This window comes from Pontibacillus chungwhensis (assembly GCF_030166655.1).
Lineage (GTDB): Bacteria > Bacillota > Bacilli > Bacillales > BH030062 > Pontibacillus.
In genome coordinates this window covers 1,012,762-1,027,652 of sequence record NZ_CP126446.1, presented here as the reverse complement: position 1 = coordinate 1,027,652, position 14,891 = coordinate 1,012,762, and the positions used below count along the sequence as shown (strand labels likewise).

Annotated in this window: 15 protein-coding genes and 1 riboswitch; of the genes, 6 read left to right on the top strand and 9 right to left on the bottom strand. The window is 43.4% G+C overall.

Features of this window, described 5'->3' with window-relative positions:
• Positions 1-88: 88 nt before the first annotated feature.
• A complete protein-coding gene (locus QNI29_RS05305; RefSeq protein ID WP_231418347.1) occupies positions 89-619 on the top strand; it encodes a DUF6944 family repetitive protein in 531 nt (176 codons plus the stop codon).
• Between the two features lie 52 nt (positions 620-671).
• Here QNI29_RS05305 and QNI29_RS05300 read toward each other — a convergent pair whose 3' ends face one another.
• From QNI29_RS05300 to QNI29_RS05285, 4 genes are all read right to left on the bottom strand, one after another.
• Positions 672-1,859, bottom strand: a complete 1,188-nt coding sequence (locus QNI29_RS05300) for a PqqD family protein (RefSeq protein ID WP_231418348.1) — start codon at positions 1,857-1,859, stop codon at positions 672-674.
• Positions 1,852-2,985 (bottom strand): ThiF family adenylyltransferase, encoded by a 1,134-nt coding sequence (locus QNI29_RS05295; protein ID WP_231418350.1) that lies wholly within the window; start codon positions 2,983-2,985, stop codon positions 1,852-1,854. Before QNI29_RS05295 ends, QNI29_RS05300 begins: the two co-directional genes overlap by 8 nt.
• A 1,049-nt stretch (positions 2,986-4,034) precedes the next feature.
• Positions 4,035-4,166 (bottom strand): hypothetical protein, encoded by a 132-nt coding sequence (locus QNI29_RS05290; protein WP_255688580.1) that lies wholly within the window; start codon positions 4,164-4,166, stop codon positions 4,035-4,037.
• Between the two features lie 171 nt (positions 4,167-4,337).
• Entirely contained in the window at positions 4,338-5,603 is a 1,266-nt protein-coding gene (locus tag QNI29_RS05285) for a helix-turn-helix transcriptional regulator (protein ID WP_231418351.1), read from the bottom strand.
• A 268-nt stretch (positions 5,604-5,871) separates the two neighbouring features.
• A riboswitch (SAM riboswitch) is annotated at positions 5,872-5,963 on the top strand.
• Positions 5,964-6,127: 164 nt separating this feature from the next.
• Here QNI29_RS05285 and QNI29_RS05280 point away from each other — a divergent pair.
• From QNI29_RS05280 to QNI29_RS05265, 4 genes are all read left to right on the top strand, one after another.
• The gene (locus QNI29_RS05280; RefSeq protein ID WP_231418352.1) at positions 6,128-7,189 is read left to right on the top strand and encodes an LLM class flavin-dependent oxidoreductase; all 1,062 of its coding nucleotides are present in this window, start codon (positions 6,128-6,130) and stop codon (positions 7,187-7,189) included.
• Complete coding sequence (locus QNI29_RS05275) at positions 7,186-8,145, top strand: ATP-grasp domain-containing protein (protein ID WP_231418353.1); 960 nt, start codon at positions 7,186-7,188, stop codon at positions 8,143-8,145. The genes QNI29_RS05280 and QNI29_RS05275 overlap by 4 nt, the downstream gene beginning before the upstream one ends.
• 84 nt (positions 8,146-8,229) lie before the next feature.
• On the top strand, positions 8,230-8,769 hold the full coding sequence (locus QNI29_RS05270) for a D-glycero-alpha-D-manno-heptose-1,7-bisphosphate 7-phosphatase (protein WP_231418354.1): 540 nt from the start codon (positions 8,230-8,232) through the stop codon (positions 8,767-8,769).
• Between the two features lie 126 nt (positions 8,770-8,895).
• A complete protein-coding gene (locus tag QNI29_RS05265) occupies positions 8,896-9,261 on the top strand; it encodes a hypothetical protein (RefSeq protein WP_231418355.1) in 366 nt (121 codons plus the stop codon).
• A gap of 19 nt (positions 9,262-9,280) precedes the next feature.
• Here the strand turns inward: QNI29_RS05265 and QNI29_RS05260 are convergent, their stop codons facing one another.
• The 5 genes from QNI29_RS05260 to QNI29_RS05240 all read right to left on the bottom strand — a co-directional run bounded on the left by QNI29_RS05260 (position 9,281) and on the right by QNI29_RS05240 (position 14,253).
• Positions 9,281-10,150, bottom strand: a complete 870-nt coding sequence (locus QNI29_RS05260; protein WP_231418357.1) for an aminoglycoside 6-adenylyltransferase — start codon at positions 10,148-10,150, stop codon at positions 9,281-9,283.
• Positions 10,147-10,665 carry an NUDIX hydrolase gene (locus QNI29_RS05255; RefSeq protein WP_231418358.1) on the bottom strand — a complete coding sequence of 173 codons (519 nt, stop codon included), beginning with the start codon at positions 10,663-10,665 and terminating at the stop codon, positions 10,147-10,149. Before QNI29_RS05255 ends, QNI29_RS05260 begins: the two co-directional genes overlap by 4 nt.
• 20 nt (positions 10,666-10,685) lie before the next feature.
• Positions 10,686-11,405 (bottom strand): nucleotidyltransferase domain-containing protein, encoded by a 720-nt coding sequence (locus QNI29_RS05250; RefSeq protein ID WP_354665927.1) that lies wholly within the window; start codon positions 11,403-11,405, stop codon positions 10,686-10,688.
• A 200-nt stretch (positions 11,406-11,605) separates the two neighbouring features.
• Entirely contained in the window at positions 11,606-12,136 is a 531-nt protein-coding gene (locus QNI29_RS05245) for a GNAT family N-acetyltransferase (protein ID WP_231418359.1), read from the bottom strand.
• 167 nt (positions 12,137-12,303) lie between these two features.
• Positions 12,304-14,253, bottom strand: coding sequence for a phospholipase D-like domain-containing protein (locus tag QNI29_RS05240; RefSeq protein WP_231418361.1), 1,950 nt, complete (start codon positions 14,251-14,253; stop codon positions 12,304-12,306).
• A 212-nt stretch (positions 14,254-14,465) separates the two neighbouring features.
• On the opposite strand from QNI29_RS05240, the gene QNI29_RS05235 reads away from it, so the two are divergent.
• Positions 14,466-14,891, top strand: a complete 426-nt coding sequence (locus QNI29_RS05235) for a ferritin-like domain-containing protein (RefSeq protein ID WP_231418362.1) — start codon at positions 14,466-14,468, stop codon at positions 14,889-14,891.

Here is a 14,891-nt window from a genome sequence, read left to right as displayed (position 1 = left end):
CGCGTACCTCCGCATATGCATAGATTACGAGCTTCTTGTCACATCTTCACACCTTCCTGTTTACACTACTATAAAAGGAGTGAGGGGTATGGAGAAGGAAGTGTTTGGAGCTTGGGTCGTTGCGATCGGGACTACTTTGGCTGCACTTGGAAATACCCCTTCCCTCAAGCTTCCCTCTTCTCTCGCTAAAGATCTCGATGTCACAGGGAATGTTCTTCAAGGAACAGGTAGCGCGATCCTTGCTGATACGGAGGAATCCTTCACGTTAAATAAACTAGGAAACATGATTCAAGCCACAGGGAATTCAACAGTTGTGAGCGGATTGTTGTTCCCTGTACAGAGAGAAACGAGCCTCACTCTCCTTATTAAAGGGAACCTCCTCCAAGCCTTAGGAAGTGGGACGTCCCTTGCTGATGACCTGAACGAAGAACGAGTACTACTTAATCTTTATGCTGTTTACGGAGATCTCCTTCAAATGATCGGGAATAGCCTGCAGGCGATCGCTGAAGGACAGGAGTTAAAAGGGCGAGATGCACAAACGCTTGAAACGACTGGGAACTGGGTTCAAGCGATCGGCTCATATTTCTCCCTCTTGGCCACTCTACCAGAGTCCCCTTAAGCATAAATAAAGAGGAAGGAGCGATTGGTTAAACGGCCCCTTCCTCCTTCTGTTAAGCACTGACCGCCTGATTCGCCTGGCGTTCGTTTCGCGCTGTGCGCAGTCCAATTAACCAAGCCCCTACTTGAATCAAGAGCGCTACCACGACTAGAATTCCATCCCAGAAATAGAGGTTGGTTAACGCATGCTGTGTAATATTCTCATACGCCTGCTGCAACCCGTAAAGGGACGGGAGAATCTGAAAGTAAACGAATAAAAAGGTCGCTACAGCTCCTCCGAACATATAAAGCAACGAAAACCACTTCGCATGCTTCTTCTCATGAGGGGCTAAACGTTGCCACTCGTCTTGACGTTTACTAAGGAAGATCTTCTGTAAGAACACAAGACTATGCTCATGAAGCGCTGATGTGTTCACCCAGTTAATCAGCACGAAGTACATATCCGTTCTTAAGAAGATAACAAACTGACTGATGACCCCAAATAAGAGAAAGAACGTGACCATCTGGGCAAAGGATGCGATAAACGCGATTGGCACGAAAAGTTTTATTAAAAGACAGGTTAAAATCATAACCCCATCCCAAGCCATCCCAGCCAAGTACGGCGTATACCGTTCTTTTTTGGCCCTTGACCAGAGTCCTGACATATCCGTTTCTGCCACAAGGAAGACCATGCGTAAATTTAGCTGAACCTTTGTTTTTACACCTAACCTATTGGCCGCTAGTACATGGGCAAACTCATGAATAATCGTTGTAGCCGATATGGTGATTAAGATCATCATCGCACTGAGACCGACTGATTCAAACAAGAAGACATCTCTAAAGCTCGGGAATAGGGATGGAGAATAAGCAATGAGAAAGATAGCCGCTATGGCAGACAAGGTGTAGAGCACCATAAATGGCTTACTAAAAAGGATGCTACCTGCCTTCTGCAGACCTGGATTTACCTCACGATCTACTTCTTCATTTAATAAAACACCATTTATTTTGAGTATAAGGCCCATTTCAAGGAGCGTTTCAGCAAAATCGAGTACATCGACTTCTTCACCGTATTTCGCCTCCACACTCTCTTTCACTTCTTCAATCGTCTTCTCCCCATCGAACCCTCTTACAACATCTGCCGCTACCTCTGGCACACGAATGAACTCTCCGATGACCGGATCGCCAATTGTGTACTCCTCCCCGTCCTGCTGGATGGATAAGTGGGTACAATCGAGACAATGCTCTTTCACCAGGTTACCCATGGACGACCCTCATTTCCTTCGCGCATTCGATAAGGTCTTCTAAGGTTGAGATCTCCTCGATGTAGTCTTGACTACAAGTAGGGCAATTCGGCACCCTGGTAAATTCAAAATCACTCTGCTTCAGTTCCATCGTTTCTGTATTTAACTGAGAATAGGGCTTTGATAATGCCGCATATCCTGTTAGGTATTTCACCACTTCAGAAGTAAAGAAACCGGTAAGCATCGAAACATGGGGAGCAAAGCCGGTATTCCTCCTTGAGAAAATTTGGTTATACACGGCTCTTAAGCGGCTTTCTTCTGTGTCTTCCTGAGCGAGCCCGTTAATAAGACGACAATCATAACAAGAACCACTAGCAGGGTCGAGCCGCTCCCACATCACGATTTTATTCAGGAATCCCCCTTGATAAAACGGAATTCCTTTTATGTAACAAGCAGCGTTCACCCATCTATTGGCCACGATCGCAGGTGTGTCGATCATGCTTACAACGATGTCACAGCCATCAATGATATCTAACAAATCATGATGGGACGTAATTTCCCGGTTATACATCTTCACTTTCACATCAGGATTGATCTTTTCTACTTTTTCCTGCGCAACTTCTGATTTTAACCGACCTACATCCTCTTCATTAAAGATAAACTGGCGGTTCAAATTGCTGCGTCCGATTGTGTCAAAGTCTACACCCCGAATTTCCCCTACACCGAGACCTGCGAAATAAGCTGTCGTCAGACACCCGCCTCCTAGACCAATAACGGCTACTTTAGCGTCCTTTAAACTACGTTGATAGTCATACTTACTTTTTGACAGATTCGAATAGCTCGAATAATAGTTCAAGTTGGCTTCATATCGCTCAAGTTCAGAATCAAGAAATGAGTTTGGGACTTCAACAGATTCAATAAATCCAAGTCCATCAAGGGCCTCGATCGCCTCATTTACTTCTTCCTCTGTAATCCCTAACCTAGTCGCAACTTCTTCGTTTGTACGACTGCCATCCAAAAGCTCGGTTAGTCGGTAAACCAATCCATCTGGATCATTGATCTCAGTACGCTGCTCATTCATCCCAACTTCTATCGCTTCCTCTAACTGCACCACCGGTCTTAATGTTCTTTTAAAGGCTTCATTCATTCTAACCCCTCCTATTGATAGAAATAGGGCCGTACATTTTCATATACGGCCCTGTGATCGATCTTCCTATTTATTGAACTGGAGCAGAGACCTTCCGCTTCACAAGGCGGGCCTTAGCCACCATATGGAGGTGGAATAACTGTCGGCTTCAGTTGTTCAGTCTTCTTTACTTCGATTTTCATGAAGAACGCCTCCTTTATTTTTTTTGATGCCATTAAGTATATTCTCGAATTAGCCACCGTACGGAGGTGGAACAAGAATAGTTGGTTTAAGCTTCTCAGTCTTTTTCACTTCAATTTTCATGAAGATTACCTCCTTTATAAAGATTGGTCGTGCTAACTACGCGTTAAGGTTTAGCCACCGTATGGAATGAATGTTGGTTTAAGCTTTTCAGTCTTTTTCACTTCGATTTTCATGAAGACAAACCTCCTTTTTAAAAGATTGATAAAGCGAATTACCCTTTCAGATTAGCCGCCGTACGGCATGAATGTTGGTTTAAGTTTTTCAGTCTTTTTGACTTCAATTTTCATGTAGACGTCCTCCTTTATTAAAGATTGGTAAAGCGAATTACCCTTTCAGATTAGCCACCGTATGGCATGAATGTTGGTTTAAGTTTTTCAGTCTTTTTCACTTCGATTTTCATGAGTACTCCTCCTTTCAAGTAGCAACCTCGTATGTAAATCGGTTGTACTTTTGAACTGACTTAATCATACAAAATATTCTAACTTTTTTGAATAGTTTTACTACTATGCCGAATATTACAGATTTTTGCCCCTTAATCCATTCAATATCGCTAGAACCTTTGTCTACAGACAAAGGTTCAGATGCAAAAACCTCGCTTAAATCCAGGCTCTATCCCCCCCTTTTTTCCTCTAAAATAAAAAAGTCTATAACTACTGTTGATCAACAGTAGTTATAGACTCACGTGAATGAAGCTGAGCAACAAAAAAGGGACTGGTTTCATTTCAGAGATCCACCCTGACTATGAACCATGCGTCCCTTTATGCGCTCTATAATTTATAGTTGATTCTTAGCTAAAGGGGGAGACTTTAGCTAACTACCTCTTCGTCATTTAACCCGGCTACGTCAGACTCTTCACCAGCCATATCGAATCCTCCCTGAAAGATCCCAAAACCTAGCGTCAATAGAATAGCTGCTACTACAGTAGTTAACTTTTTCACGATAAGCCCTCCTTGAATAATCTATAAACATCATACATAAATTTTTGATTATTTTGAATAATAAAGAGATAAAACAAAACATTACAAAAACACTCAATAAAATTGCCGGTTTTACGGGAAAGTTTTGCAACGCTTTATAGTTATCCACTTAAATGGACTCCACTACATGGCTTAGACGGAGCTTAACTGAATTTCTTTCTTCATATAAGAAGCAGCTAATTTATATTTCCTATTCTTATAATAATAATCACCAAGCCGTTCATAGAGTCCTTTTAATTTAAAGTGGTAGTCGCGTTTTTCTAATTCTTTTATTAAGTCATTCATGCAGCGTTCAAAATCTTCAAATCTTCCCTCTTTCTCAAAGATAAAGGCTTCTAATTCTTTTAAAAAGTACTGATCCTGTTCAGACTGGCAATGCTCGCGTGCGTGATCAAGAACGAGTTTAGCTTCTTCAATCTTATCACGGTCTATTAAACTTCCGATTAAGGAACGGTAGGGAAGAACGATATTGTGCAGGTCTCCACTCTCTATTTTAGTCTCTATCGACTTCCTGAAATAATAGATGGCCGCCCCGTAATCACCCAGTTGTTTATTAATCAGTCCACAATTATGATGAATGCGGCTTTTTAACTTCTCATTGTTCGTGATGGAAACAATCTTCTCCCCCTTAAGGAGATACTCCATTGCCGTTTCACACTCATCCATCTCCCAATGCATAGCCCCGATCATGTTGTACGTTTCGCCTAACCGATCCCATTCGAGCTTTTTTTGGAACACATCAAGGCATTCTTTCGCTGCATCAATCGCTTTATAATACTCTCTGTTGTGCTTATGCAACAAGGAGATATTGTAGAAGAATAGGCCTTTTTCTAATTCATCATGAGTTTGCGCTACGAGCCTGTTGTAGTGTTTTAAGCTTTTTTGTAAATGATTATGTTGAAAATGATAAAAGCCGTAATAGTAATCATAGAACGACAAAAGCACCGCATCGTCTATCTTCTCATCTTCTTTTACATAAAGATTAACTAATAGCTGAATCGAAGACAATTCATCTGAATTGCCTCCTGTTTTCATTAGATGGGCTCCTTTAATAAGTGCATATAGCAATTCAGTATACATGCCCTTAACGACTTGCTTCTCTAAAGATTCCAAACGATCTAACAGATTCCCTACTCTAGGGGCATCACCAATAATGACCGCACCTTTCAGTTCTACTATCAGATCAATTATCGTCTGATCTTTCTGATCGTAATTAAACAAGTAGTCCTCCTCCACCCCAAGCCGTTCTGCAAAGAGCACAAGAATATCCTTCGACGGAACGTACTTACCTGACTCAATATTGCTAAGGTGAGTAGCTGAAACAACTCCAACACTAAGTTCACTCTGTGATAAACCACGTAATTGCCTTACGTATTTAATTCTTCTCCCAATGTTCACCCAGATTCCTCCATACCATAGTGGACTAGTTGTATGTGATCAACGAAGATGCAGAAAATTGAAAAAATATTTCCTTAGTATTAGTTTATCAAACATTTCATCATCCTGAATCAGGAAGGAAGACCCCATTTTGAATAGGAAATTATACCTAGGAGCAGTACTTGAAAATATACGAACGTCTAATATGAAAGATTGGACTTCCTTTTTATTGACATCTTCCATACAACAGCGTAATATAATAACCAACAAAAATTTCGAAAATTAACTCTTCTTATCAAGAGAGGTGGAGGGACTGGCCCTTTGAAACCTCGGCAACGGGTTCTGATGTGAATACCGTGCCAATTCCAAACAAGATGAGAGAGCGGGACACCCTTACAACCCCTCTTCTCGTCAATCAGACAAGTAGAGGGGTTTTTTCAATCATTCCTTCATATATATAGAAGGAATTTAGACGCTTTTTTCTTAATTCCGAGTAACTAGGGTTGTTTAATCTGATATACTATTACAAAGAGGAGCTGAGTCAGGTGAGATACGGATATTGGTTACCGATCTTTGGCGGCTGGTTGCGTAATGTGGAGCATGAGAGTATGCCTCCTACATTCGATTATGCGAAAAAGGTCGTGCAACAAGGCGAACAATTAGGGTTTGATTCAACGCTTATTGCAGAGTTGTATTTAAATGATATTAAAGGAACCGATCAGGATTCCTTAGAAGCTTGGACGACTGCAGCAGCTTTGGCTGCTGTGACAGAGAAAACGGAGATTATGGCAGCGGTCCGGCCAAACTTTCACAATGCAGCCATCACGGCTAAGATGGCCGCCAATATTGACAGGATCTCAGGTGGCCGATTCACACTAAACGTCGTTTCCGCCTGGTGGGAGGAAGAAGCCAAACAGTACGGAGGCTCCTTTACCGCTCATGATGAGCGATATGACCGAACCGATGAATTCTTAACGGTTTTAAAATCCCTTTGGACTGAAGAAGAACCCGTCAGCTATAACGGCAACTTCTATTCTATCGAGAACACGCACCTTCATCCAAAGCCTATCCAAAAGCCTTATCCGAAACTATATGCAGGTGGGGAGAGCAACAGAGGAAAACAAACCATCGTAAATCACTGCGACGCCTACGTCATGCACGGCGGCACCGTAGATGAAATAAAAACAAAGATTAACGATATGAAAGAACGGCGATCTTTAAGCGGGCATGAACCGCTCCAATCGTTTGGAATGGCCGCTTACGTCATTTGCAGAGATACAGAAGAAGAAGCGCTTGAAGAATTAAATCGAATCACAAACGTGAAAGACTCAGGGGCCTATGCAGGCTACCAGGATTTCACGAGTAAGTCGCAGCTTGAGCAACAAGTAGACCTGCAAGATTACTCGGTCTCTAACCGAGGACTACGCCCGAAGCTCATCGGCACGCCAGAAACGATCGCTGAGCGCATCCTTCAATATGAACAAGCTGGGCTCGACCTTCTCCTTCTTCAATGCTCCCCGCAGCTAGAAGAAATGGAGCGCTTCAGTCGTGATGTTATGCCACTCGTAGAAGAGAAACGCACACACTTCAAGGAGGTACCACAATGACAAAGATTTACGTCTTACACGAAAATGATGAATGGACAGATCATTTAACGAACCGCTTAGAAGAACTAGAATTGCCTTTTGAATTATGGCATTTAGATCAGGGAACGATTGATCTCTCAAAGGAACCACCAGAAGGCATCTTTTACAATAGAATGAGCGCATCCTCTCACACTCGGGATCACCGCTTCGCACCGGAGTTTACAGAAGCTGTTCTGGCCTGGCTCGAACGCCACGATCGTACGGTTGTAAATGGAAGCCGTGCTTTGCGACTTGAGCTCAGCAAAGTAAATCAGTATATGGCGTTAAACCAAGAAGGGATTACGACACCGAAGACCATCACAGCTGTCGGGAAAGATCAAATTATTGAAGCAGCCAAACAGCTGGACTTGGCACCCTTTATTACAAAGCATAATCGTGCCGGCAAAGGGCAAGGCGTTCAGCTGTTCCATTCTATTGAAGCTCTTCAGGAATATGTGTACGGGGATTCATTTGAAGAACCTGTCGACGGCATTACGCTTGTACAGCAATATATCGAAGCTCCTAAACCTTATATCGTTCGTCACGAATTCGTCGGAGGAAAATTCCTTTATGCAGTAAAAGTTGATACGTCTGAAGGCTTTGAATTGTGCCCGGCTGATGCGTGCACGATTGACGATCTCTATTGCCCAACCGGATCTGAAGAAACAGGTGGCGCAAAGTTTGAAATTCTTGAAGGGTATAGTGATCCCATTATCCAATCATACGAGTCCTTCCTTCTTTCAAACAACATTAAAGTAGCTGGCATTGAAGCCATACAAGATCATAACGGCAATCTTTATACGTATGACGTGAACACGAACACCAACTACAATAGTGATGCAGAAGCAGTGTCAGGAGTATACGGAATGCTTCAGCTTGCCACGTATTTAGGGGATCGCCTTAAAGAACGCTATCCCACTGCCGTATCCTCTTCCTAAGCAAAGCCTTTTCTGGCTTTGCTTTTTTTATGTCGGGAGGGTTTGGGTATACTACGAGGTAAACCACAGTTGGAGGGATCGATAATGCCAAAGCGTGCTGTATTTTTAGACCGAGACGGAGTCATCAACGAAGTTCTGACAGACCGTGTAAAATTCGTGAATAAACGGGAGGATCTTCATTTCCTTCCCCGGGTGCCAGAAGCTATTAAAATGCTGAACGATTCAGGCCTCTTTGATTTAATTGCGGTCATTACGAATCAAGGAGGAGTGGGCTTAGGCTATATGAAGGAAAAAGAGCTTCAGGACATTCATGAGTATATGGTGAATGAATTAAAGAAGCTCGGAGCTGAAATTGACGAAGTGTGCTATTGCCCCCACAAACCAAAAGAAGGTTGTGCGTGCAGAAAGCCTGGCAGTAAAATGATTGAAGATGTCGCAAAAGAACACGGCATCGACCTGTCCGCTTCATATATGGTAGGGGACCGGGAACCTGATATTGAAGCAGGCCAGAACGTCGGCACGAAAACTGTCTTCCTCGGCGAAGAATACGGAGTCGCAAACGCCACCTTCCCCACCCTATACGACGCAGCCCACTGGATCATCCAAGACGCCAAACAATCGTAGGAAGCGAAATGCTTTAGCATACTAAAGGGTGTCTGACACCCTGCACTTCTGTACTGCAATAAAGTGTAACTTCCCTCCTTCCTTCTTCGTCTACTCTTGTAACGGGGATAATAAAGGGGGATGTTTATGAAGATACGGGTATTTCTTACGTTGTTGCTAGGTGTTCTTGTCCTCTCTGCTTGTCAGAATGAGGCCTTCAAGGGTGTGAATGCGACATCGATTAAAGCGTATGAGAACAAAATAGGATCAGAAGAAGGGGAATTACAGTTTACGATCACAGATCAGGAGACCATTGATCGTCTTTTAACGGATTTGCGCCGCAGTCGTACTCAGGATGTATCGAATGCAGATATGAAGATGCCGGACCTTCACCTCGACTTCACAAGGAACGACCGTGTCGTTTTAACCGTTGGCTATTATACAGAACCGATGGATGGCGCCCGGTACCTTTACCAGAACAAGCTTTATAACGTGACCACTGAGCTCCCGTAATACAAAAAAGGTAGTCAGCCTAAGACTGACTACCTTTTTTCGGGAGGTTGTGAACACGTTCGAGATACGGCCTGACCCGTTGCCCCTCTGTGGAGATCGTAAACCCTAGCTCCTCAGCCACCTCTTCTGAAGTTTCTTCAAACAAGTCACACATTCTAAATAACCCCTGCCACATGTTTTCATAGTCCCCGTCTGGATAAGTGTGGACAAGCTGAGTCCACTCATCCTTCTCTAAGTATTTCTGAAGGTCTTTTCCACCTTTTCCGGCCCCCACAAGAAAGTTCGTCCGAATGCCAACTTTATAGGACAACATGCGGATCAGCATATCCCGGACAGGCTCTTCCATTAGGTACTTAGAAAGCGTCAGCTCTTCTCTCCACAACCCTTTAGCCACATAGGTGCTCACCCACCAGAACTCATTGACGCATCTGTCAAAGTCCTGTTGGGTGGGCTTTTGAATCAGAAAGGGGTCGCTGACGGTATCAACGGAACGCTGAATACGGTTATCTTTATCTAACAGGATCTTACGGTAGTCCTTATTTTGCAGATGAGAATCAAGATGGTCCAGGGAAACTAGAGACAAATCAATCCGGTTCCCATCCTCAAACAGCATCAAATAAGCAAACCGCTTCCACTTTCCGTCTCGCGGAGGACCATCGTTCAAGTCAGGCATTTGCATGATGATCCGCTCTCCGAAAACGTCAATCCAGGAAGGATCATGCAAGAACGGCTCGAGTTCTTCCACGTAGTAGACAATGTCATAATCCTGAAACCGGTCCTCTTCTGCCCATGGGTTCGCCCTTGAACCGTTTAACTCAACCAGTCGAATGGCCTCATCTTCTTCGGCACGTCCTAAGATGAGAGCCATCATTTCCTCATAACTCCTCATCGAGTCCCCTCCGTTAACTGCTTTTGTAACATTTTAAGGACAAAGATTTCCCGCTTGAGCCACCGCGCCTCTTGAGCCCCTCTTTCTGATTCATTTTGTCTGAGCGCATCTTCAATCTTCACCCACTGAGGATCGTATTCTTCATCTTGCTCATAATCCTCTAACTGTTGCGGAACCTTTTTCTCATGGATGAGTTCACACCTATAGTAGTCAGAAACCATTTCAAATAACTGGTCGGTCTTTTTATGATCGACGTTACTCTCAACGACCGCCCCAACTTTCTCATGCACCGCGCATCCAGTATAACCGGTTTCTTCAGCCACTTCCCGGATAACCCCTTCATCATCTCGCTCACCTGATTGAACCCCGCCACCTGGAAAAGCATAAATATCTTGATTCGTCTTAATCAGTAAGATTTTATCCTCCTTCAAGATCACGGCTCGTACAGCTTTCCTGCGACGCACAGGGTAGTGTTTCTCATGTGCCTCTTCTTCCCGGTATTCCTTATAAAACATCCTAGTCCCCCTTTATTCTTTTACTCCTTCTCCCCCAGCACAAATCCTTCAAACAGCCTGCCACCAAAAGGCTGCAGCACGTCCTCTGTCAGCTGAATAACGCTCTCTTTATCCCCATATGTATAAAAACGGTCAAACGCATCGATGAAACGAGTCGCAAATTGAGGATCATAGTCTTTCAAAGAGCGAATCATCCACTTAGAAGATCCAATCCATTTTCTGTTCGTCCGGAGCACAAATTCACTAAGCTTATCCGCTAGCGTCCACGATACACACATGGCATCCGTCCTGTCCTGACTTCCTATGAAATCATCCAGCGTATCCGTGAGGAAATAACGCTTCGTTCGAATCGTTTCTTCTGTCCACTTCTCCGGTCCAAGATTTAAAAGATAATCTGCTTCTGCTTTGATCGGCATTACCACATCCCATCCTTTTATGATAACCCCTTCCGCCACCATTCGGGGCAAAGACGGACGCGCTCGTTCTACATCTCTTTCAAAAAATGATTGATAGGAACTCAAGCTGTATACAAATACTTCAACAGGCCATTCATAAGCGATGAGAGATTCTCGGTACGAAGCTAGCCGCGTATCATCAAAAATAATAATATCTAAATCCGACTTCTCCGTTTCCTCCCCTCGAACCGTACTTCCAGCCAACAACGCAGCCTTACACTTTGGATAAAATGCATCTACAAACAAACCAGCCGCTTTCTCTGGCGATAATCGATCCATCCTCATGTTACCCATCTCCTATACTCTTGATATGTCAATCTATCAGATGCTCTCTTGGTGCTTGCCAAACGGAGAAGCTCTTATCCTCTCATTTTAGCATATATATCCAATTATTCCCCTTCTAAAATATACTTCGGAGAAAAGAAGTACCTTCCCTAAAATAAAAAAAGCACTTTCGCTTCTCTTTCGCGAAAGTGCCGAGTGCCTTATTTATACAACGCCATGTATTCGTCCTGGAGCATTCCCATAATAAACAGGTCGTGCCATTTTCCATTTCGGAAAAATGCTTCTCGTAATTGCCCCTCTACTTTAAAGCCCATACGCTCATACATCCCCTTCGCCTTCTCATTAAAGGAGAAGACTTTCAGGCTGATACGGTGCAGGTTCAGTTCCATAAAGACGAAATTAAGGAATAGCAGAAGGGCTTCTTTTCCATACCCATTTCCCCAATACTCTTTCTCTCCAATTAACAAGAGAAACTCAGCGTTTTGCTGTTGGTTATTCTCGCGAACGAGCGTGATACTCCCGATTTCCTTATCGCTTTCTTTCTCCACAATGATATAGCTACGGGAATCTTTCATTCTCTCATAGAACTTTTCCACATCTTCCATACTATAGAGATCAATCGACGTGCTCATATTCGTGTGAACAGTCGTATCATTTTGCCAGCGATGAAGGATTTCCATGTCATCTTTCTCAAGCTTTCTGAATCGTATTCGTTCCGTTTCAAATATCACGGTCCCCACACTCCTTTTTTTGACGGTTTACGTTCTGATCTTAACATAATATTCCACAGGGGATGGAGCAATAAGGGTTGTACCAATGATGAGGATCGATTGAAAGGAGGTTTTCATAAACAAAAGCACTTAGAGTTCTTTAACTCTAAGTGCTTTCCTACGGATGTTTATTGAACCGGAAGTATCCCGCCTGCAGCGTCATATCGAGCATAGAACTCTTGCAGGAATTGATTCGTAATCTGTGCATCGTGGATAAATAACATGTTCTCATCATTAATGTCATTCCCATTTGTGCTCCAGTTCGTGGAACCAATAATAGCTGTTGGATCACTTTCTGAGTGAGTAGGATCAATAAGCATCGTCTTACTGTGAAGCTTACGATCTTCATTATCCTCGTAAACTGGGGCTGCATGATTCCAGCGCACATTAGGATTATTGGTTGATGTTTGAGAAGCTGTACGACCTGTCATTTCAATGGAAGCAGACCACCATTGATTCCAAAATCCTTCGTCATACACCCCTTTTACATCAAAACCAGTTAATGACCCCTCTAAGTCATTATAACTCCCTTCCCATTTATTCTTCAGTTCATTTACAAGCGTTTGATCAGACCATGCGAATATAGTGAAATATGCCCCATAGTCCGCTTCATTCTTCACAACGTCAGCCATGTGGCCTACCGCATCATCTCCTGCAGAGAAATAAACTTCTACTTCTCTTCCACCAACGGTAACGGTATGCGGGGTATTGTCTGTCTTTCTTCCATGATAGTTTGAGTTAGCCGGATCGGGTACCATACCAGATGCACCCCACATTTCATCAAACTCTGTTTTATAAATCGCAGCTAATTCACTCGAATGAAGTTCTACAACGTGCTGGGTATTGCCACCTAAAACACCATTCTTTCGATTATCTTCTGTTCCATACAAACCTGTAACGGTAAAATTCCAACTTCCAGTAAATACCCACTCCCCATCAATAACAGCAAATTTATTGTGCATTTGATTTCCGGGCGAATAGAAACTGCCAGGGGCCTTCTCTTCCCCACCAGCTAAATTATAGCCTGACAACGTTCCTGAACCCACCTCAACGGTTACATCTTTCATACCAACTGGAGTACTTGTTAACCCAAACTCTTCACGAAGCACAGGGTCTTCAACAGCTAGCATAATGGAATCGGAGAAAACCTCCACATCATCGTTGGTTCCTACTATTCCGTCTTCGCCGCGGACAAGTTGTTCTAGGTAAAGGCGCATGGTTTGATAACGCTCTGTATAATGGGGATCACTTCCATCTTTCGCATCAGCAATCACTCGAACATTTACACCTTGAGCCGCTTTTCGGACTAGTGCGTCAATGACTCCAGGAAGATTTATCTCATACGTAGCCATGTCAATTGATTCTGTCGCCCCTTCAATACGCTGTATCAATCGGTCTTCCAGGTTCACATTGTAATTAGCAGTATTTTGACTTGTCGCATACTTCCCATAAGCACATTTGTTAAAGTATACATTGATCGCGCCAACCTCATTCGATACCTGATTGATGTGCTCCTTTGAATCACACAGCAGTTCTTCACCTTGCACAGAAGGGGTCCCATATCCTCCACTATATGTATCCGTTGCGTCCGCCCAACTCGCTTGATCCGTTCCATTGCCTTGAAGCTTCGCTCGCTCCATGGTGGATTTAGACGAATTGTCACCTGCGTACCATTTGTCTACAGAATCGATCAGTACACCTGATGAATTCCGAAGCTCGAGCACCTCACCACTATTGCTTAGCGAGCCTGCATAAATCATATCTGCCGCTACCTCTGTAACGGTGGTATCATCTGTTCGCTCTAAGATAAACGATCCATCACCAGAAATTGTTCCTGATAACGAGATACTTGGCGAACCATCGCGAGCTTCCAACGTCCAACCTTCTAGAGACACGTTAGCACTTGTGTTATTAGATAGCTCTATCCATTCATCATTGTAGCTACTCGTTGTTCCCATCCAAGCAATCTCACTAATGACCACATCTTTTTCGGTAACCGCATCTACCTGCTTTACAGGCACAAATGTGAGCACTAATGAGCAAATCATAACGATTCGAATAATCCCCGATTTCTTCAAGTCCCTTCACTCCTTCTAAGTTGTATAACCACAACGTAAAAGTACCATATCTCTCGAGAGCTCACTTCCAATTTTACCGTTTCTTAACACAAAACCAGTCTTTAGGAGGGGTGTGTGTAAAAAAAATCAAAATTCCTGAGACTAATGGTTGTTCCAACGCACACATACCTTTAGTCAGCTAGAGAAGACTAATGGGCAAAGGAGTGATCCAGATGTCACAACAAGATATCGTGAAAACTTTAAACACCTTCTTAAAAGGCCAGTACATGGGTGTACACGCTTATGAACATTACATCCAGAAACTCGACGAACCTCATATCAAAAAGGAGTTCCAGCGCATTCAACAAGAACATAAACAGCATGCTCAGCAAGTCGCTGAAAGGATTCAGGACCTAAACGGAACCCCGGTAGATGATGAAGGGCTGATTGGTTCTGTTCAGGGATTCATCGGAAAGTTCATGATGCCAGACGAAACGGATAAGATTATTGATAGTGCAGCGCGCGCCGAAAGTTATTATGCAGTCGAGCTTTCAGAGGAGATTGTAAAAGGCGATGTAGATCCTCAAACGAAGCAACTCATTGACCAAATTATTGATGAAGATAGAAGTCATGTTGAGTCGCTTCATCGTTTACTTTAA

Bases quoted from the DNA above. Each gene is read 5' to 3' on its own strand.
- QNI29_RS05305 (WP_231418347.1), top strand. From the start codon at position 89: ATGGAGAAGGAAGTGTTTGGAGCTTGGGTCGTTGCGATCGGGACTACT.
- QNI29_RS05300 (WP_231418348.1), bottom strand. From the start codon at position 1,859: ATGGGTAACCTGGTGAAAGAGCATTGTCTCGATTGTACCCACTTATCC.
- QNI29_RS05295 (WP_231418350.1), bottom strand. From the start codon at position 2,985: ATGAATGAAGCCTTTAAAAGAACATTAAGACCGGTGGTGCAGTTAGAG.
- QNI29_RS05275 (WP_231418353.1), top strand. From the start codon at position 7,186: ATGACAAAGATTTACGTCTTACACGAAAATGATGAATGGACAGATCAT.
- QNI29_RS05270 (WP_231418354.1), top strand. From the start codon at position 8,230: ATGCCAAAGCGTGCTGTATTTTTAGACCGAGACGGAGTCATCAACGAA.
- QNI29_RS05265 (WP_231418355.1), top strand. From the start codon at position 8,896: ATGAAGATACGGGTATTTCTTACGTTGTTGCTAGGTGTTCTTGTCCTC.
- QNI29_RS05260 (WP_231418357.1), bottom strand. From the start codon at position 10,150: ATGAGGAGTTATGAGGAAATGATGGCTCTCATCTTAGGACGTGCCGAA.
- QNI29_RS05255 (WP_231418358.1), bottom strand. From the start codon at position 10,665: ATGTTTTATAAGGAATACCGGGAAGAAGAGGCACATGAGAAACACTAC.
- QNI29_RS05250 (WP_354665927.1), bottom strand. From the start codon at position 11,405: ATGAGGATGGATCGATTATCGCCAGAGAAAGCGGCTGGTTTGTTTGTA.
- QNI29_RS05235 (WP_231418362.1), top strand. From the start codon at position 14,466: ATGTCACAACAAGATATCGTGAAAACTTTAAACACCTTCTTAAAAGGC.